General features: G+C 72.1%; 13 protein-coding genes. 6 read left to right on the top strand and 7 right to left on the bottom strand.

The features are described 5' to 3' along the window. Positions 1-131: 131 nt before the first annotated feature. The 3 genes from NAEX_RS52520 to NAEX_RS41455 form a co-directional block, all read right to left on the bottom strand. A complete protein-coding gene (locus tag NAEX_RS52520) occupies positions 132-1,100 on the bottom strand; it encodes a hypothetical protein (RefSeq protein ID WP_096332983.1) in 969 nt (322 codons plus the stop codon). Positions 1,101-1,272: 172 nt separating this feature from the next. Further along, on the bottom strand, positions 1,273-1,641 hold the full coding sequence (locus tag NAEX_RS41450; protein ID WP_143140669.1) for a hypothetical protein: 369 nt from the start codon (positions 1,639-1,641) through the stop codon (positions 1,273-1,275). 55 nt (positions 1,642-1,696) lie between these two features. After that, entirely contained in the window at positions 1,697-3,322 is a 1,626-nt protein-coding gene (locus NAEX_RS41455; RefSeq protein WP_096332985.1) for a mechanosensitive ion channel family protein, read from the bottom strand. 445 nt (positions 3,323-3,767) lie between these two features. Here NAEX_RS41455 and NAEX_RS41460 point away from each other — a divergent pair, with 445 nt between their 5' ends. Genes NAEX_RS41460 through NAEX_RS53465 form a run of 3 tightly spaced genes read left to right on the top strand, consistent with a single transcriptional unit; the run spans position 3,768 to position 8,964 of the window. Next, complete coding sequence (locus NAEX_RS41460) at positions 3,768-5,165, top strand: family 2B encapsulin nanocompartment shell protein (protein ID WP_096332986.1); 1,398 nt, start codon at positions 3,768-3,770, stop codon at positions 5,163-5,165. Between the two features lie 44 nt (positions 5,166-5,209). Beyond that, positions 5,210-6,607 carry a family 2B encapsulin nanocompartment shell protein gene (locus tag NAEX_RS41465; protein WP_096332987.1) on the top strand — a complete coding sequence of 466 codons (1,398 nt, stop codon included), beginning with the start codon at positions 5,210-5,212 and terminating at the stop codon, positions 6,605-6,607. 2 nt (positions 6,608-6,609) lie between these two features. Next, entirely contained in the window at positions 6,610-8,964 is a 2,355-nt protein-coding gene (locus tag NAEX_RS53465; protein ID WP_245913913.1) for a terpene synthase family protein, read from the top strand. 19 nt (positions 8,965-8,983) lie between these two features. Here the strand turns inward: NAEX_RS53465 and NAEX_RS41475 are convergent, their stop codons facing one another. Next, positions 8,984-10,051: a trypsin-like serine peptidase gene (locus NAEX_RS41475; RefSeq protein WP_096332988.1), complete on the bottom strand. Its 1,068-nt coding sequence runs from the start codon at positions 10,049-10,051 to the stop codon at positions 8,984-8,986. A 363-nt stretch (positions 10,052-10,414) separates the two neighbouring features. Further along, on the bottom strand, positions 10,415-12,430 hold the full coding sequence (locus tag NAEX_RS41480) for an endonuclease (RefSeq protein WP_170136449.1): 2,016 nt from the start codon (positions 12,428-12,430) through the stop codon (positions 10,415-10,417). Positions 12,431-12,757: 327 nt separating this feature from the next. Here NAEX_RS41480 and NAEX_RS41485 point away from each other — a divergent pair, with 327 nt between their 5' ends. The 3 genes from NAEX_RS41485 (at position 12,758) to NAEX_RS51540 (ending at position 14,704) form a co-directional block, all read left to right on the top strand. After that, positions 12,758-13,639: a hypothetical protein gene (locus NAEX_RS41485; RefSeq protein ID WP_096332990.1), complete on the top strand. Its 882-nt coding sequence runs from the start codon at positions 12,758-12,760 to the stop codon at positions 13,637-13,639. A 64-nt stretch (positions 13,640-13,703) separates the two neighbouring features. Beyond that, on the top strand, positions 13,704-14,534 hold the full coding sequence (locus NAEX_RS41490) for a hypothetical protein (protein ID WP_096332991.1): 831 nt from the start codon (positions 13,704-13,706) through the stop codon (positions 14,532-14,534). Then, positions 14,531-14,704 carry a hypothetical protein gene (locus tag NAEX_RS51540; RefSeq protein ID WP_170136450.1) on the top strand — a complete coding sequence of 58 codons (174 nt, stop codon included), beginning with the start codon at positions 14,531-14,533 and terminating at the stop codon, positions 14,702-14,704. The genes NAEX_RS41490 and NAEX_RS51540 overlap by 4 nt, the downstream gene beginning before the upstream one ends. Positions 14,705-14,741: 37 nt before the next feature. Here NAEX_RS51540 and NAEX_RS41495 read toward each other — a convergent pair whose 3' ends face one another. Together NAEX_RS41495 and NAEX_RS41500 are read right to left on the bottom strand one after the other, a co-directional pair. Further along, positions 14,742-17,096 (bottom strand): FG-GAP-like repeat-containing protein, encoded by a 2,355-nt coding sequence (locus NAEX_RS41495; RefSeq protein ID WP_100793051.1) that lies wholly within the window; start codon positions 17,094-17,096, stop codon positions 14,742-14,744. 263 nt (positions 17,097-17,359) lie between these two features. Beyond that, positions 17,360-18,466: a D-alanine--D-alanine ligase family protein gene (locus NAEX_RS41500; protein ID WP_096332993.1), complete on the bottom strand. Its 1,107-nt coding sequence runs from the start codon at positions 18,464-18,466 to the stop codon at positions 17,360-17,362. Positions 18,467-19,108 lie beyond the last annotated feature (642 nt).

The raw sequence follows: 19,108 nt of genomic DNA on the forward strand, positions 1-19,108 counted from the left end.
GCAGGTGGCTCCGGGAGCCCGCCGGCGCTCGATCTGCCCGTGCCGGTGAGCGAACGCGCCGAACGGCTCTCGGGACAGGCCGCCCGGGAGCCCGCCGGCGCCCGCGGTGCGCCGCGCGGCCCGCTGCAGGGTCAGCCGGAGGTGGACTCGCCCGAGCACTCCTGCTCGACCCACGTCGGCACGCCCTCGAGGAGCTGGCAGGTGCCCTCGCACGCCGCGGCCAGCAGGTCGCAGTCCGGCTCGGCGATGCACGGGCCGAATCGCACGCTGCCGCCGATGTCGTCGCAGTAGGTCAGGCCGGCGGAGCCGTTCTGCTCGCAGGGGAGGTTGAGGCCGACCAGCGGGCATGGATCGCCGGGCGAAGCGGTGCCGCTGGCCTCGGGCTCGCTCGGGATCGGCTCGTCGACGGCGGCGGGCTGCAGGACGGGCAGGAAGAACTCGTTGCAGCAGCCGTCGAACAGATCGAGCTCGCCGCAGGAGAACGCCTCGAGCTCGCCCGCGAGCAGGCAGGTGCCCACCTTGGTGTTGTCGATCCAGCAGGTGCAGAGCGGAGCGTCGCCGGTCGCGCACTGCATCTCGTACTCGTGACCGTCGAGGCAGTCGCTGCCCCAGTCGCACTGCTGCGTCGAGCTGCCGCTCGAGGGGACGCCGCCGAGGTGCGAGCAATAGCCGCGGCAGACGTCCAGGGCGGCGTAGACGGAGGCGCACTCGGGGGACTCGCACGCCCAGTGGTCGTCGAACGCGGTCGCCTCGGCCTCGCAGCGCCGGGCGGCCCGCAGCTCGTCCCGGCACTCGTGTTCCGCGTACGTGAAGCCGGCCATGCACCATTCGTAGCAGGTGTAGTCGGCGCGCGAGCAGCCGGGATCGCGCTCGCCCAGGTTGAGGCAGAGGTCGATGCAGAGCTGCTGCTCGGTCGAGGGGCGGGTGTGCTCCGGCGCGCCCTCGGTCGTCGTCGGTGTCGTGGTGGGCGCGGTCGTCGACGTGGTCGTCGGACCGTCGGTGGTGGTGCCGGTGGTGGTCCCGTCGGTGGTCCCGGGGCTCTTGGGACCGCAGGCGAGCAGGGCGCAGACGACGACGAGGGGACGGTAATTTAGGTGCATCGGCGGATGCTACGAGACGGCCGTCGAGCGTGGCAAGCGCGGCGACGGGCGATGGATGGCGAGCTCCCGGTGCTGTCTCTCGGGACATGTCCTTCGGCCGCCGCCGGATGCCGCGAAACCGTGGTCGGGGCCGGCGAGCCGCGGGCGCGCGCGAGCTCTCGCCGCTCCCGCGCTACTTCGAGCGACGAGCGGTCGGAGCCTTCGGCGCGGGGCCGCGGGGGGGCGCCGGGCGGGTCGGGCCCTCGCCCGTGACGTAGCCGCCGAGCCGCGCGGCGAGGAGGTCGAAGCGCAGGCGGACGCGCCGGGGCGTGCGCAGGCCCTCGTGCATGGCGAGCCAGGCGTCGACCGCGAGCGGCGGCAGCCGGGGCAGCACGCGGACCAGGCCGTCGCGGCGGGCCAGCGCGAACATCGAGGTGCCGATGCCGGCGCGCCCGGGTTCAAGACGCGGGTGGCCGGGCGCCACGCGCTGGCCGACTTCGGCGCGGCGATCGAGCAGGCGCTCGCGCACGGCGAGCGCGGCCAGCAATCGTTCCGGATGCACGCCGGGCGCGGCTGACAGGGTGCGTCCGCGACCGCGAGGGCATGTGCTCGCGGCGTCAGCGCGGGGCGGCGCCGTTGGGCAGGACGACCACGTGACAGGCCTGCGGCGCGACGCCGGCGGCGACCAGGGCGGTGAGCAGCCCGGCGCGCAGCAGCTCGCAGGTGGCGTCGTCGCGGCCGGGCTTGACGCGGGCGACGCAGCGGATGAGGACGCCGGTGTCCTGCAGGTCCTGGACCACGAATTCGGGGTCCTCGAGCAGGTCGGGGCAGCGCGGGCGGAACGCGGCCAGGTGGGCCTTGAGGCCGGCGAGGACGCCGGCGACGTCGGCGGCGTAGGGTAGGCGGAACTCGACCAGCGCGTTGACGTAGAGGCGCGCGTGGTTGGCGATGCTGCGCACCTCGCCGTTGGGGATGCAGTGGAGCACGCCGGCCTCGTCGCGGATCTTGAGCACGCGGACGCCGATCTCTTCGACGTTGCCGACGACGTCGCCGACGCGCACGCGGTCGCCGACCAGGAACAGGCCCTCGAACAGGATGAAGAAGCCGGACACGACGTCGCCGACGAACGCCTGCGCGCCGAGGCCGACGGCGAGGCCGAGCAGGCCGGCGCCGGCGAGGATCGGCGAGGTGTCGACGCCGAGCTCCTGCAGCGCCATGACCGTCATGCAGAAGTAGATCGCGTAGCGGAGGATGCTGCTGGCGACCGGGACGAGGGTCAGGCGCTGCTGGTTCTCGGCCTCGCTGCGCTTGTCCGGGTCGGCCAGCAGCAGCTCGCGCACGAACAGCTCGAACACCTCGATCAGCACCCGGCCGGCGTACACGAGGGCGATGATGCGGATGCCGATGAGGCCCAGCTCGCTCATCCGCCCGCCCGGGTTGATCTGATCGAAGATCCAGGTGGCCGCGCCGACGAAGAAGAAGTAGTCGAGGGTGCGCTTGGTGATGCCGGCGAGGTGCTCGAGCCGGCCGACGTAGCGCAGGGTGCGGTGGCCCTCGCGCCCGCGGGCGAACTGAAACACGACGTCCACTGCGAGGTGCGCGATGACGATCATCGTCCGCGCGATGAGCACTCCGAGCGCGATGATCGTGACGGTCTCGAGCGCCCGCACCACGATTTCGGGGGGAGGTGCGAGCGCGACGCACAGGCCGGCCGCGCCGAGGGCGATGCCCCAGCGCAGGGTGAGGAGCAGGCGCTCGAGCAGGGTGGCGAGCTGCGCGTCGTGGTGGGCGAAGGCGGCGTTGCGTCGCAGGCCGGCGATCAAGTAGTGGGCGACGACGCGGACGAAGCGGTGGACGACGACGGCCCCGAGCGCGACGCCCAGCACGCTGAGGGCCAGGCGCAGCGTCGCCATCGGATCGCGGAGGAGCGACGCCTCGGCCCACGCCCACAGCCGCGGCGCGCAGTCGATTTCGTACATGGTCAGCGACACGCCGGCGCAGATCAGCGCGATGCCGACCACGGTGGCGACGACGACGATGGCGCGCGAGGCCCGGCTCGCCAGCGTCGCCGCCAGCGCCTCGTGGTCGGGCGCGCGGACGAGGCGCAGCGCGACCCGCAACAGGCGTCCGGACTGCCGCGACACGATCAGCGCCGTGGCGATGACGAGGAAGAGGGCCGCGCCGAAGATGAGCGCGTTATTCAACAACGTGGCGGCGGTCATCGGCGCGACAGTCTTGATCATCGGCCGCTACTTCGTCGAGACCTCCGATGTACACCGATTTCTTCCGGGGCATTCCACGAAATTGCATGAAAGAACCGACATGCAGAACCGCGCATTGAAACATGTCGCAGGCGACAGCGGTGGGCGCCCACTGGGCGCCTCCGGGCGCCCATCGGCGAATCTCGCCATACGCGTCCACGTTGCGTGAGAATATTGGTGGGGCGTCGGCTCGCATTCGCGCCGTTGTTTAACGTTGACAGGCCAATGGTGAGTCGGTACTAGCTCGGCCCGCAAAGTCCAATCACCATACTCCCCGCGCGAATACGGGCGCGGCGGAGTGTCACGAGCCCGTACGGTTCTTGTGGCCATCGAATGGCGAGCGCCCTGCGAGTCGGCAGCGGGTGTCGGTGCGTCGATTCGGCGGTGCGGGTCAATCGTCGCAGTTTGAGCAACCTCGAGGTACGTCATGACGAATGCACAGAAACCCGGTGAGAGCGCGCAGCAGACCAGCCTGGCGACCGCAGCGGCGCGAAATTTGGCGACGACGACCAAGTCGGAGCCGCAGATGCAAGGAATCAGCTCGCGGTGGCTGCTGAAGCTGCTGCCGTGGGTGCGCGCCGCGGGCGGCGTCTACCGCGTCAACCGCCGGCTCAGCTACGCGGTCGGCGACGGCCGCCTCAGCTTCACCAACGTCGGCGCCAAGGTGTCGGTGGTGCCGCAGGAGCTGACCGAGCTGCCGCTGCTGCGCGGGTTCGACGACGTCGAGGTGCTGACCGCCCTGGCCGGCAAGTTCGTGCAGCGCGAGTACAAGGCCGGCGACGTGCTGGTCGAGGCGGGCAAGCCGGCCGACCAGGTGTTCCTCATCGCCCACGGCAAGGTGAACAAGCTCGGCACCGGCAAGTACGGCGACGAGACCGTGCTCGCCGTGCTCGCCGACGGCGCCCACTTCGGCGACCAGAACCTGGTCGAGCAGAACGACACGTGGGGCTTCACGGTCAAGGCGGTCACCCGCGTGATCGCGCTGACCCTGCCCGAGAAGGCGCTCGCCGACGCGGTCGAGCAGTCGCCGGGGCTGCGGGCCCAGGTCGAGAAGTTCATGGCCAATCGCAACAAGCCGCAGACCGGCCAGGGCGAGGCCGAGATCGCGCTGTCCTCGGGCCACCGCGGCGAGGTCGTGCTGCCGGGCACCTTCGTCGACTACGAGCTGGCCCCGCGGGAGTACGAGCTCAGCGTGGCGCAGACGGTGCTGCAGATCCACACCCGCGTGGCCGACCTGTACAACGAGCCGATGAACCAGACGCAGCAGCAGTTGCGGCTGACCATCGAGGCGCTGCGCGAGCGGCAAGAGCACGAGATGATCAACAGCCCCGAGTTCGGCCTGCTCCACAACGCCGACCTCAAGCAGCGCATCCACACCCGCTCGGGCCCGCCGACCCCGGACGACCTCGACGAGCTGCTGGCGCTGGTGTGGAAGGAGCCGACGGCGTTCTTGGCCCACCCGCGCACGATCGCGGCCTTCGGCCAGGAGTGCAGCAAGCGCGGCATCTACCCGCACCCCGTCGAGTTCGCCGGCCACCACCTGCCGGCCTGGCGCGGGGTGCCGATCCTGCCGTGCAACAAGATCCCGGTGACCGACACGCGCACCAGCTCGATCATCCTGCTGCGCGCCGGCGAGAAGAACCAGGGCGTGATCGGCCTCCATCAGCCGGGCATCCCCGACGAGGTCGAGCCGAGCCTGTCGGTCCGCTTCATGGGCATCAACGAGAAGGCGATCATCTCGTACCTCGTCAGCGCCTACTACTCGGCCGCCGTGCTGGTGCCCGACGCGCTGGCGGTGCTCGAGGACGCGGAGATCGGCCGCTGAGGCGGCGATAGCCGGCGGACGTGGCAGCAGAGGAGCCTTTGGCCATGACGGACGTGTCGACCCCGAGAGACCACGCGCAGACGAGCCTCGCCGTCGCGGCGGCTCGCAACCTGGCGACGACCACCAAGTCGGCGCCGCAGATGGCGGGCATCAGCCCGCGCTGGCTGCTGCGCCTGCTCCCGTGGGTCGACGTGCCCGGCGGGACCTACCGCGTCAATCGCCGCCTGACGTACGCGGTCGGCGACGGCCGGGTCGGGTTTACCAGCGTCGGCCCGCGCGTGCAGGTGATCCCGCGCGAGCTGACCGAGCTGCCGCTGCTGCGCGGGTTCGAGGACGACGCGGTGCTCGGCGCGCTGGCCGACCGCTTCGTCCAGCGCGAGGTGGCCGCCGGCGAGGTCATCGTCGCCGCCGGGGCGCCGGCCGACCAGGTGGTGCTGCTGGCGCACGGCAAGGCCCACAAGCTCGGCGTCGGCAAGTACGACGATTCGCTGATCCTCGGCGTGCTGGTCGACGGCGACCACTTCGGCGACGACGGCCTGGTCGCCCGCGGCGACGTGTGGCCGTTCACCGTCAAGGCGATCACCCGCTGCATCGTCCTGACGCTGTCGGAGCAGGCGCTGACGCGGGCGATCGCCGACTCGCCGGCGCTGCAGGCCCACGTCGAGGCCTACGCGCGCCTGCGCGCGCAGCCGCAGGACAAGAACGGCCAGCAGGCGATCGCCATGGCGGCCGGACACAAGGGCGAGGTGACGCTGCCGACCAGCTTCGTCGACTACGAGCTGAAGCCGCGCGAGTACGAGCTCTCGCTGGTGCAGACGATCCTGCGCGTCCACACCCGCGTGGCCGACATCTACAACGAGCCGATGGATCAGACGCGGGAGCAGCTGCGCCTGACGATCGAGGCGGTGCGCGAGCAGCAGGAGCACGAGATCCTCAACAACCGGGAGTTCGGGCTGCTGCACAACGTCGACCTCAAGCAGCGGATCCCGACCCGCAGCGGGCCGCCGACGCCCGAGGACCTCGACGAGCTGCTGTGCCGCCGCCGCTCGACGCGGCTGTTCCTGGCCCACCCGCGCACGATCGCGGCGTTCGCCCGCGAGTGCACGCGCCGCGGGTTCTACCCGCAGACGCTGCACCTCGAGGGCAGCGCGATGATCGCCTGGCGCGGGGTGCCGATCGTGCCGAGCGACAAGATCCCGATCACGCCGGAAGGCACCAGCTCGATCCTGGCGATGCGCACCGGCGCCGACTCGCAGGGCGTGATCGGGCTGCACCAGACCGGGATCCCCGACGAGGTCGAGCCGAGCCTGTCGGTGCGGTCGATCGGGGTCGACGACCGGGCGATCCACGAATACCTGGTCACCGCCTATTTCTCGGCGGCCGTGCTGGTGCCCGACGCGCTCGGGATGCTCGAGGACGTGGCGATCGGCCGCCAGGAGTAGCCATGACGCAGAAGCAGCCGTTCCAGTTGCCGGACTTCTACATGCCGCATCCGGCGCGGATCAATCCCCACCTCGAAGGCGCGCGCCGGCACACCAAGGAGTGGGCCTACGCGATGGAGATGATCGACACCGGCGTGTGGACCGAGGAGGACCTCGACAACCACGACTACGCGCTGCTGTGCGCCTACACCCATCCGGACTGCTCGGGCGAGGAGCTCGACCTCATCACCGACTGGTACGTGTGGGTGTTCTTCTTCGACGACCACTTCCTCGAGGTCTACAAGAAGACCCGCGACATGGCCGGCGCGAAGGAGTACCTGGCCCGCTTGCCGGCGTTCATGCCGGTCGACCTGGCGACGCCGATCCCCGAGCCGACGAACCCGGTCGAGGCGGGGCTGCTCGATCTGTGGCGCCGCACCACGCCGACGACGTCGGCCGACTGGCGGCGGCGGTTCCACGAGGCCACGCGGCACCTGCTCGAGGAGTCGCTGTGGGAGCTCGGCAACATCCGCCAGGCGCGGGTCTCGAACCCGATCGAGTACATCGAGATGCGGCGCAAGGTCGGCGGCGCGCCGTGGTCGGCCGGCCTGGTCGAGCACGCGGTCGGGGCCGAGATCCCGGCGCGGATCGCCGAGACGCGGCCGCTGCGGGTCCTCAAGGACACGTTCAGCGACGGCGTCCACCTGCGCAACGACCTGTTCTCGTACCAGCGCGAGGTCGAGCGCGAGGGCGAGAACGCCAACTGCGTGCTGGTCGTCGAGCGCTTCTTCGGGGTGCCGACCCAAAAGGCGGCCGAGATCACCAACGACCTGCTGACGTCGCGGCTGCAGCAGTTCGAGAACACCGCGTTCGTCGAGCTGCCGCCGCTGTTCGAGGAGTACGGGCTCGACCCGCTCGAGCGCCAGGGGGTGTTCCTCTACGTCAAGGGGCTGCAGGACTGGCAGTCGGGCGGCCACGAGTGGCACATGCGCTCGAGCCGCTACATGAACGGCGGCGGCGAGGGCGGCGGGTCGTCGCCGACGATCGAGCTGCCGGCCCCGGCGGGGCTGCCGACCCACTTCCGCGTCGGCACCGAGCGGCGGCTGGCCCGGGGCGAGCGCGACGAGGCGGCCAGCCGCGCGGCGACGCTGATCGAGCGGGTGCTCCGCGGGCCGACCGGGCTCGGCACCTCGGGCGTGCGATTGACGCTGTCGCCGTCGGCGCTCGGGCTCAAGCGGCTCAAGAACCACTCGCACCTGCTGTTCCGGCCGGTCGGGCCGACGACGCTGCCCGAGTTCTACATGCCCTACAAGGCGCGGGTGAACGGCAACCTCGCGCGCGCCAAGCAGCACTGCATCGACTACGCGCGGGCGACGGGCATGCTCGCCGAGGTGCCCGGGGTGCCGGGCGCGTGCATCTGGGACGAGGATCGCCTGGCGGGCTACGACTTCGCCGAGTGCGCGGCGCGGATCCACCCCGACGCGACGGGCGACGAGCTCGACGTGTCGTCGGCGTGGCTGACGTGGGGCACCTACGGCGACGACTACTTCCCGGTGGTGTTCGGCAACACGCGCAACTTCGCGGCGGCCAAGCTGCAGAACGATCGCCTGTCGCTGTTCATGCCGCTGGACGGCGAGCCGAGCCCGCCGCCGCTGAACCCGGTCGAGGCCGGCCTCGCCGACCTGTGGCGCCGCACCGCCGGCCCGCTGTCGCCGAGCCAGCGCGCGAGCTTCCGCAAGAGCGTGGAGGACATGACCGCGAGCTGGTTGTGGGAGCTGATGAACCAGACCCAGCACCGGATCCCCGATCCGGTCGACTACGTCGAGATGCGGCGCGCGACCTTCGGCTCCGACATGACGATGAACCTGGCGCGGATCACCAAGGGCGGCCGGATCCCGCCCGAGGCGCTGAACTCCCGCCCGATCCGCTGGCTCGAGGTCTCGGCGCAGGACTACGCCTGCTTCACCAACGACATCTTCTCGTACCAGAAGGAGATCGAGTACGAGGGCGAGCTCCACAACATCGTGCTGGTGCTGCAGACGTTCCTCGACCTGTCGCGCGACGAGGCGGTCGAGGCGGTGAACAAGCTGATGACCTCGCGCATGGAGCAGTTCGAGCACGTGCTGGCGCACGACGTGCCGCCGATGATCGCCGACCTCGACCTCGACGCCGACGCCCGCGCGGCGCTGGACGCCTACATCGAGGGCCTCAAGGACTGGATGGCCGGGATCCTCGACTGGCACGTCATCACCCGCCGCTACCCGGAGCCCGAGCTGCAGCGCCACCGGGCCAAGGCGCTCGGACCGGTCGCGCTGCTGCGCGGGGTGACGGCGGCGACGCTGCCGGGCGGGCTCGCGGCGCTGTTCCGGGCCGGCTGACCGAACCCGCGCCAGCGCGTCAGAGCCGCGCCTGCGCGGCTTCGATCTCGCGCTGCACGGCGGGGGCGTGCTGTCTCAACCACTCGAGGACGGCCGGGAGCTGGACGCCGTAGTTCTCGGTGCGCACGGCGACGTTGTCGAGCTTGATCGAGACGCCCGTGAGCTCGCGGTGACCGCGGTGCAAGGCGACGACGCCCCAGTCGTCGTCGCACACCGGCGAGCCGGAGGCGCCGTGGCGGGTGTCGGTGAGGTAGCTGAGCCAGGTGGCGTCGCCGTGGACGACGAAGTTGTTGCGCAGGCCGATCCGCATCGGCTCGCCGTTGGGGTGCTGCAGCACGTTGACGCACTCGGACAGCGGCGTGTCGCGGCTGCGCTCGAGCAGCCGCTTGCGCAGGCGCAGCGGCGGGCGATCGCCGGGGGGCAGCCGCAGCAGCGCGAAGTCGAGGTCAGGGTCGGCGGCGACCGACTCGATCGCCCGCACCGGCTCGAACTGCGCGTCGGCGGCGAGGTAGTCGAAGTGCAGGGTGGTGCTCCGGGCCTGCCGGTCGAAGTCGCCGGGCGCGACGGGCGGGTCGCCGTCGTGACGGGCGGCGATGACGTGATGGTTGGTGATGAAGAGGGTCGGCGCGATCAGCCAGCCGGTGCCCGAGGCGCACTCGGGGCTCTCGTCGCTGAGGAACCGCGGCTTGTCGCCGAAGTGGCGATGCACGAGCACCTTGGCCACCGACCTCGCGGCCGCGGCGCCGCGGACGAGGAAGCGGGCGGAGATCGTGCGGTCGCGATGGGTCGGCAAGGCCTCGAGCTGGATCTTCGCCAGCTGTTCGGGCGAGCTCCACGTGAACGGCTTGACGGCCTCCTGCGGCTCGTCCCACAGCTTCATGACGGCGTCGATCTCGGCGCCGCGGCGCGGCCGTTCGTCGCGCAGGGCGGCGAAGAAGGCCCGGTCGACGAGGCTGTGCCGCTCGAGCACGTCGCAGGCGGTCTCCACCAGGTGCGCGGGCGAGCTGGTCGGGCCCGGCAGCGACGGCGTCACCTCGTCGCCGTAGCGGTACCGCAAAAATCGCCGCAGCTCGTCGGCGCTGAACATACTGAGCAATAGTCGCTCCAACCGTTGGCGTCGCATCGATACTCCGCGAGAAAAACCTCGGCGAGTATAGCAACGCGGGCGTCGATCTCGGCTCGCTCGTGGTCGACCTCGGCCTCGGCGACGGCGGCGAGCCCGGGCTGGACGGCGAGCGCGGGGGCGGTGTTCCAGGCGCGCCGCATGTCGGTGCCGGCGGGCGCGAGGGCCTCGACGCGGCGCCGCGGCGCGCCGGGGTCGACGGGGCCGGGGACCCGCCAGCCGCGAGCGGCAGGGCGGAGCGCCGCCACGGCGCGCGCGACGGCGCGGTGGCCTCGGCCGCCCTGACGACGGTGAGCTCGACGACGACGCCGGGAGCGCTCGGCGCGGTCATGCGGCCTTCAGGCCGAGCGCGAAGTCGACGAGGTCGACCCACTGCGGGTGATCGATGAACGGGTTGCGGTTGCCCTGGACGGCGAAGATCGCCTGATTGCGGTGGCGCTCGTATTGCCCGGGCGGATCGTCCTTGGACCAGCGCTTGAGCAGCTCGATCTGCTTCGGCGTGAACTCGTGCGGGGCGTCGATCTCGCCGGGGTAGCGGACCAGGAAATAGAGGGTGGCGCGCGCGACGGGGCCGTGGCCGTTGCCCGGCTCGAAGTGCGGACCGTCGCCGAGGCCGCAGGGCGGCAGCGGCTCGTCGCCGGGGAATTCATGATAGGAGCGATTGGCGCGCAGGGCGTTGCAATGCACGTCGCAGGTGAAAAGGTGGTGCAGGTCGCCGCGCATCGGCTCGCGCTTGCGGAACCAGCTCTGCGGGACGACGTGCTCGCAGTTGTACGGCAGCTCGGCCTCGATCGCGGCGTCGACATCGGTCAGCGAGGCGAACGCCCGGCGGATCAGCGCCTCGGCCCGGCGGGCCCGCCGTTCGGCGTCGATCCGGGCGTCGGCGGCGATCAGCTCCTCGGGCGAGAAGGTGGCGTCGGAGTAGATCGAGGCCAGGCGGAGGTCGGGCCGGAGGTCGACCCAGGGATAGACGTGAAGGCTCGGATCGTAAGGCGGGGTGTTGCGGTGGGTGGCCGCGACCAGGGCCGAGAGCGTCTCGTAGCAGACGTCGTGGACGACGTCGGCGTAGTACTGGGCGCGATCGGCGGCGTCCTGACCGGCGTCGTAATAGCTGCGCTCGCGCGCGGCGGCGACGAGCCGGCGCAGCGCGGGGGGAATGATGGCAGTCGATTCGGCGGGCGAGGCAATGGCGGCACCCTGCGCGAGCGGCTGGCCGATCCGCACGGTGATCTCGATCGGCACGGTGAGGCGCAGGGTCCCGGCCGAAGGGTCGACGACGGCGACTGGCGGGCCGCGCGTCGGCGCGGGCGCGGGCAGGACCTCTTCCGCGTCGGTCCAGGCGGCGCTCCAGTCGGGAGGGAGGGCGCGCGCGGTCGCCTGGCCGGCGAAACGAACCCCGGCGTCGACGACCCGCGGGTCCCAGGCGAGCTCGGCGGCCGGGACGGCGAAGTTGCGGTCGAGGTAGACGCCGCCGAAGTGGAGCCCGAGCACGTGGCCGGTGGCGACGTCGAGGATGGCGGCGCCCGAGCAGCCGCCGAGCGTCGAGGAGTCGTGCAGCGCGGCCGGGACGGGGCGGCCGAAGCTGAGGACGGAGCGGCGCCCGCCGAAGTACCCGGGCGCGAGGCGCTTGAGGTTGTAGCGGCCGCGGAAGACGCGGTGCTGGACCTCGTGGTCGTTGCGCGGATCGAAGCCGGGATAGCCGACGACGGCGACGCGCCGCTGCGCCCCGACGTCGTCGACGGCGAGCGCCAGCGGGGCGACGCGGAGGCCGTCGACGCGCAGCAGGGCCATGTCCCAGTAAGGATGGATCATGACGAGCCCGGAGACGGCGTAGGTCGGGCCGTCCGGCTCGTCGGGTTGCTCGCGCCGCGGCGCGAAGCCGACGGTCTGGCCGGGGAGGAAGCGCAGGCGCCGGCGCCCGACGCCGCTGGCGAACAGCTGGGCGACGTGGCGATTGGTCATGACGAGGCCGTCGCCGACGACGAAGCCGGTGCCGCCGTACGGGACCGATACGTTGGCGGGCAGCTCGATGCGGCCGATCGCGGGCAGACAGGCCTCGAGGCGCGCGCGGAGGACGGTGTCATGATAATAGTCGAAGAACTCGCCGGGCGGCAGTCCGACGATTCGGCCGTCGGCGAGGTCGGCGACCGGCCGCTCCTTGGGTAAAAGGATCGCCTCGAGGCAATTCAGATCGGCAGGATCGAGCGGAGCGCGGGCGAACCACTTGCTCGCGGTGACACGCACCTGCTCGGTCTGCCGCTCGTCGAGGCCGAACCACCGGGCGGCGTCCGCGGCGATATCGTCGATTGTGCCGCCCGATCCGCGGCCCGTTCGTGGCAGCAAGGATTCCGCACAGGCGCGGAGGCGTTCAAGGGAGGTCATCGCGGCTCCGAGCAGACCACGCGTGCGCGCGCAAGGAAAGACCCGGAACGAGCCAGCGGCGCCGAGGCGCGGAGGCCGGGGGGTGCTGCGAATGCCCATTGGCCGGCGAATGAACCTTGTTCGACAGCGTGCGCGGCGAAACGTCGAGCGGGCGTGCAGCGCTCGCGCGCGTGCGTTTCCTTCGGCGTGCGGCGGGGACGGGACGGCCCGGTCGAACCACGTCGCGGGCGCGGTTCGTCGGCGATCGCCGCTCGCGGCGACGGCCCGGGTTATGCGAGGCTCGCGGCGATGGCCAGGATCCACGACTCCAGCAAGGGGGAGCCCGCGGGGGACGACGCCGCGTCGCTGGTGGCGCGCCACGAGACGCTCGACAGCTCGTTCTGGATCGAGCACGGCGAGGCGGTGCTCGAGGTCAGCCACATCCGCTGCGGCGCCGAGGGGTTCCTGTGCCTGTGGCACGAGCGCACCGGACACGGCACGCTGGCGGCGATCGGCGGCGGACGTCACGGCCTGGCGCTGGCGTTCGACGGCGGGGCCGAGCCGTTCGTGATCGACAGCGCCTGCGCGATCGACCGCGACGCCGCGGTCGCGGTGGTCGAGCGGTTCTTGCGCGACGGCGGCCGCAGCGAGGCGGTGCGCTGGGGCGCGGGGATCGTGCGCACGACGATGGAGACCGAGGAGGGCTGGGTGCTCGAGGAGATCGGGCAGCCGAGCGGGCCGCGAGGGTGGCTGCCGGGTGGGTTGCGCTCGGCGGTCGGCGGGCCGCTGGACCCGGCGCTGCCGCAGACGGCGAGCTGGCGGGTGCTCTCCGAGCTGCTGGTCTGCGACGTCGCGTGGCTGCAGGCGCTCGCCGAGACGCCGATGCCGGCGCTGCGCCGGGTCGTGGTCGACGCCCGCGCAGGCTCGCTGGCCGCGCTGCCGGCGGCGGTCGCGGCCGCGCCGGCGCTCGAGGAGCTGCTCGTGATCGGCGCGGCGGTGCTGCAGCTGCCACCGCTGGCGTCGCCGACGCTGCGACACATCGGCCTCGGCCTCGGCGAGCTCGCCGATCCGGTCGAGGATCCCCCGTCCGGGTGGTTCAACACGATCGCGGCCGCGCTGGCCCGCTGCGAGCTGCCGGCGCTGGTGTCGGCCAGCATCGAGGCCACCATCGAGGCCGGGATCGAGCTGTAGCCGAGGCGCGCCGAGGGCTCCGGGGTCGGTCGATCGCGGGACGGCGGAGGTGTACGCTGCGCCGGTGACGTCGCAGCGGACGACGCCGTTCCGGGCCGGTCGGCGGCTGGTGTTCGTGCGGACGATCGGCGAGCTGTGGGGCCAGGCGCAGCGGACGTGGTGGGCCGACGACGAGCCGCTCTGCCTGGTGCGCTGGAACTTCCATACGGCCGAACTGGTGCGCGAATCGGCGGTCCGGGCCGGGGAGTCGGGGCTGCGCGCGTCGAGCGGCGGGCCGCGGCTGATGGGCATGGGGGCGCCGCGCGCGGGCGACGGCCTGGTGATCGTCCACGAGTGCGGCGCGGGGGCGCGGATCGTGGTGACGCGCGGACACAAGGACATGTCGGCATGGACATGGCCGGAAGAACATGTAGACACCGGCGTGATCACCGACGGCCGGCGGATCGTCCTCCGCCACGGGCGCGGGTCGAGGCTGTCGTGGTTCGCGGAGGGCGCGCACGGCCCGCTGCGGCCGTGGTCGCTCGAGCCGGTGCGGCAGATCCTCGGTGAGGCGCGGCTGCACGTCACCGCGCTGTGCGACCTCGGCGAGACGCTGGTGGTGGCCACGTTCGATACGTGGTCGCAGTGGCGCTGGGACGGGGAGCTCATCGCCTGCTGGCGGGCGCCGGCCGGCGAGTTCTCGCCGTCGACGCTGGTCGCGTGGCACCCCGCGGGGCCGGTCGTGTACATGCAGGTGATCGATCCGGCGACGGGCCGGCCGGGGATCGGCGGCGACGCGTTTCAACTGGTGGTGTGGGACCTGGCGCGCGGGGCGGGCCGCTCGCTGGGCCCGGCGTACGACTGGCCGCGCGCGGCGGTTCGCCCGACGGCCGCTGGCTGGTCGCCGATCGCGTGACGCGAGCGGGACGCGGGCTCGAGTTGTGGGATCTGTCGACGGACACGCTGGTCGAGCGCCTGCCGACGCGCGGGCGCGCGGTCCAGGCGATCGCGTTCGCGCCCGACAGCGAGCACGTGTCGGTGGCGACGATGCAGGACTGGTTCGTCCTGCGGGTCGCGCCGGCGTGACGCGCCCGCGAGCGGCGTGTCTCGGTCCGGCCTTCGCTCAGCCGATGACCTTGCAGGCCGGGTCGAGGGTCGCGGTGTTGTTGTCGGTGCGGCACTCGTGCCACGGGTGGTCGGGCATGCCGTCGTCGACGACGAGCACCAGCGACTTGCTGCCGTCGACGAAGCTCGGCGGGAGGTCGGGCAGCTCGAGCACGAGCTCCTGGGCCTCGGCGGGGTACAGGACCTTGGTGGTGCTGAGGGTGCCGAGCAGGGTGCCGCCCTGGTCGGGGTCGCCCTCGTAGAAGCCGACCGGCACGCCGGCGGGCACGGCGGCCTGGCCGAGGTTGCGCACGCGGGCGAACGCCTTGAAGCCGTCGAAGCACTGGGTGTGGCCGGAGACGACGAGGTCGGGCGCGGCGAACTCGCCCTCGGGCTGGACGTTCTGGCGGAAGTTGTTGAGGCCCGGGGTGGTCCAGTTGGCCGCCTCGACGGTCGGGATCGTGCCGTCCTCGGCGACGTTGGTGACGTGATAGGCGTGCTGGTTCCAGATCCGGCGCGTGCGCACCCACTGGTTGTTGGCGTCGCCGAAGATCCGCACGCCGCGGGTCTTCATCTGTTCTTTGGGGCAGATGAGTCCCGAGTAATCGTTGGAGGTGACGACGATGTCGGCCTGGCCGTCGTTGTCGACATCGGCGACCAGCGGGTACTCGTGGAGGGTGCCGGAGGTGTTGCAGACCTCGAGCAGGACCTCGCCGGTGGCGCCGTCGTAGATCCGCATGTACTGCTCGTCGGCGTAGACGACCTCGGCCGAGCCGGAGCCGTCGAAGTCGAACACCGAGCTGCCGGTGAACGCCGACGAGCAGTCCTGCGTCTGCTTGATCCACAGGAAGGTGTCGGCCGGGGCGACGTTGGGGTCGAGCAGCTTCTTGCCGTCGAACACGGCGTAGCCGATCCCGCCGGCGACGCCGATGTCGGGGGTGCCGTCGCCGTTGAAGTCGGCGATGGTCGGCGGGCCGCCGCCGCCGATGTGGCCGGCGCTGTCGGCCGGGCACAGGTCGGGCGACAGCGAGCCGTTGATGTCGATGTCCTGGCGGACGACGACGAACATGCCGGGGGCGTTCGGGTCGTAGCGCCAGATGTTCAGGTCGTGGGTGCCGGTGCCGTGGACGTTGTCGATGCCGACGATCTCGGGCACGCCGTCGAGGTCGAAGTCGGCGACGGCGGGGAAGGTGCCGCCGAGGCCGGTGTCGACGAGGACGGTGCCGTCGGCCTCGAGGATCCGGGTCGGGGTGACGATCTCGAGCTGGCCGTCGCCGTCGGCGTCGGCGGCGATCGCCTTCTTGTTCCACCAGCTGCTGGTGAGCCCGTCGATGCTCAGCTCGAGCGCGCCGGTCTTGCCGTCGAGCACGCTCGACTCGGTGAGGATCTCGACGTTGCCGTCGCCATCGAAGTCGGCCAGCGAGATGTGGTCGCAGCCGACGACCTCGGCGGTGAGCCACAGCTCGGCGCCGGCGGCGGTGTAGGCCCGCACCTTGCCCTCGGCGGTGCAGGCGACGACCTCGTTGCCCGGCACGCCGTCGATGTTGCCGCCCGCCAGCGCGCGCCCGGGGAACAGGGTGTCGACGGCCGGCTTCTGCGTCCACTTGGTGACCAGCGCGCCGTTGACGATCGAGATCGCGTGCAGGGTGCCGTTGGCGCTGTAGTTGCCCTCGTCGAACGACATGAACACGATCTCGGGGATGTCGCGCTCGTCGACCTCGCCGTTGCAGTCGTCGTCGTCGAGCTGGATGACGATCGGCGGCATCATCACGCTGGCGTCGGTCCAGGCGTACTTGAGCACCGGCTCGAAGCTGGTCTGCGGCTTGTATTCACATCTGGGCAGGCAGTCGATGTCGTCGCCCTCGGGCACGACGCCGGGGTCGCACTCGGGCGGCTCCGGCAGGCACTTGCCGGTCGCCGGCACGAAGCCGCCGCCGCACTGGTCGCCGCCCATGCTGCCCGGATCGCCGAGGGTATATTCGCAATAGTTGCCCTCGGGGCATTCGGCGGCGTCGACGCATTCGGCGCCGGGGACCACGCATTGCTGGAACGAGCACACCTGGTCGGACTCGCAGCAAATTTCGCCGCAGGCGAGATCGGCGGCGCAGCAGACGTCGCCGACGCAGGTGCCGTCGGGGCAGCTCTCGACGGAGCAGGCGGCGCCGGTGGTGCTCGTGGACTCGGTGAGCCCGCCGCTGCCCTCGGTCGGGACGACGTCGGTGGTGCCGTCGGTGGTGGTGCCGGTCAGGCCCTCGGTGCCCGGGAGCGTGGTCCCGGGGGTCGTCGGGGTCGCGCTGTCGGCCGGACGACCGCTGTCGCCGCAGCCGGCGACGAGCGCTACGAGGAGGTTGGGGGCCAAAATCGCGCGACGCATTGCGAGGATGGGACCACGTACGACCCGACGATGACAAGTCGGCGCTTGCGGATCGGACCGGCGAAGCGTGCTGCGGCGATTGCGAGGTGACGCCGGGGCCGCGGCAGCGCGACGATCGGGCGAATTCGCGGGATCGAACGAGCACGCGCGCCGGCTGCGGGCGCGCGTCCGCCCGGGGCGCGCAATCGGCTTCATCGCGCGGCCCCGGAGCCGGCGCGGCGCCGCCGGAATGGGGGCAGTCGCGGCGCGGCGCGGCGGTCGAATCAGGTCAGGACGTCGGGCGAATCGCCGGTCACCGCCGGCAAGGCGGCGGCCGTGATCGCCGCCAGCGCGGGCGGGCGGGCGACGGTCGAGGCGGCCTGCCAGCGCCCGCGGGCGGCGTCGAGGATCCCGCCGACGAGGGCGTCGTAGCTCCAGCCGTGCCCGGCCGCGAGGTTGGCGAGGTCGCTGAAGCCGGGCCGCAGGCCGGGCAGGGGGTTGATCTCGAGGAACTGGACCCGGCCGTCGCGATCGCAGCGCAGGTCGACGCGCGAGATGTCGCGGCACTCGAACACGCGGTGGGCGGCGAGCGCGAGCTCGTGGATCCGGTCGAGGCGCGCCGGCGAGACGGCGCCGCGGCGCAGCAGCTCGTCGGTCATGTGATAGCGGACGTCGACCGAATAATCGCGCTTGTACTCGAGCGAATAGACGAACTCGTCGAGCGGCCCGCTGGGGACGATCTGCATGGCGCCGAGGACGCGCGCGTCGTCGCCGTTGCCGATCACGCCGACGGTGTACTCCTCGCCCGGCAAGAACTCCTCGACCAGCACGGGCTGGCGGTAGGCGGCGTGCAAGGAGCGGACGAGGTCGTGCAGCTGCGCGGGTGCGGTGCAGCGGGAGCGGCTGCGGATCCCGATCGAGGAGCCCTCGCCCACGGGCTTGAGGAACAGCGGGTAACGCAGGCCGCGGTCGTCGCAGGTGTCGCCGACCGGGACGAGGCGGAACGGCGGGGTCGGCAGGCCGTGATCGAGGGCGACGAGCTTGGCGACCCGCTTGTCGAGGGTGAGGGTGAGCGCAGGCGCGTCGCTGCCGGTGAACGGGACGCCCAGCAGCTCGAGCAGCGCGGGGACCTGCGATTCGCGGCCGCGCCCGCCGAAGCCCTCGGCGAGGTTGAACACGCCGTCGAGGCGCTCGACGAGGCCGCCGCGGATCAAGAGGTCGAGCAGGGCCCGGCCGCCGCCGAGCCGGACGACGTCGTGCCCGCGACGCCGCAAGACCTGCTCGATGGCGACGATGGTGTCGATCGCCTCGAGCTCCTCGTAAAGGTCGTTCGGCTCCGACGCGGCCGGTGCATCCGCAGGTTTGAGGTCGTAGGTGATCCCGATCCGCATCGCCGGGAGAGACGAGTAGCACGGGCCGCACGCGCGTACGAGCCGATTTCACCGCGAATCGCCGACTCGGAATTGTACCTGCAAGCGGGGCGGGCGCCCCGGAGGCCAGCCGCGAGGGAGCCCTGCGACTCGCGGCGCACAGCAGGCTCGACGCTGCGGCGGCGATGGCCGGCCCCGGAGAGGTCCCCGCCGAGTCGAGGCGATCCGGCACGCCGCGCGGCCAGGGACCGGCCTGCGCCCCTCGGACGCGTCCGCCGGCCGCAACGGTTCGACCCGCCGCGGGAGCCGGGGCACGAGGAGGACGACCGGCTGCGCGCCGACGACTTGCGTGGCGGCGCGGGCGGGGGACGTGCTCATGCCGGCGTCCGCGGATCGATGGCGATGCACCGAGGCGGCGATGTAGGCGCATTCACGGCAGCGCGCCCGCGAGGCGACGGGCACGACCGGCGGAATGCGCATGAACCCGACGACATGGTCGATGGTGCAGGTCGCCGGGTCGTCGGAGCGCCGCGGGTCGCTGCGAAAGCGCGGCGGGGCGGGCGAGGAGGGCGTGGGGAGGCGCCGCCGCTCGTCGGCGCCGACGGGCGGGGCTGCGCGGCGGCGAGGACGTCGGCGGGATCGGTGCGCGCGGCCGGCCACGAC

Source organism: Nannocystis exedens (genome assembly GCF_002343915.1).
GTDB lineage: Bacteria > Myxococcota_A > Polyangia > Nannocystales > Nannocystaceae > Nannocystis > Nannocystis exedens.

Coding starts and splice junctions, on each gene's coding strand:
- NAEX_RS52520 (WP_096332983.1), bottom strand. CDS start 1,100: ATGCACCTAAATTACCGTCCCCTCGTCGTCGTCTGCGCCCTGCTCGCC.
- NAEX_RS41455 (WP_096332985.1), bottom strand. CDS start 3,322: ATGATCAAGACTGTCGCGCCGATGACCGCCGCCACGTTGTTGAATAAC.
- NAEX_RS41460 (WP_096332986.1), top strand. CDS start 3,768: ATGACGAATGCACAGAAACCCGGTGAGAGCGCGCAGCAGACCAGCCTG.
- NAEX_RS41465 (WP_096332987.1), top strand. CDS start 5,210: ATGACGGACGTGTCGACCCCGAGAGACCACGCGCAGACGAGCCTCGCC.
- NAEX_RS53465 (WP_245913913.1), top strand. CDS start 6,610: ATGACGCAGAAGCAGCCGTTCCAGTTGCCGGACTTCTACATGCCGCAT.
- NAEX_RS41475 (WP_096332988.1), bottom strand. CDS start 10,051: ATGTTCAGCGCCGACGAGCTGCGGCGATTTTTGCGGTACCGCTACGGC.
- NAEX_RS41485 (WP_096332990.1), top strand. CDS start 12,758: ATGGCCAGGATCCACGACTCCAGCAAGGGGGAGCCCGCGGGGGACGAC.
- NAEX_RS41495 (WP_100793051.1), bottom strand. CDS start 17,096: ATGCGTCGCGCGATTTTGGCCCCCAACCTCCTCGTAGCGCTCGTCGCC.
- NAEX_RS41500 (WP_096332993.1), bottom strand. CDS start 18,466: ATGCGGATCGGGATCACCTACGACCTCAAACCTGCGGATGCACCGGCC.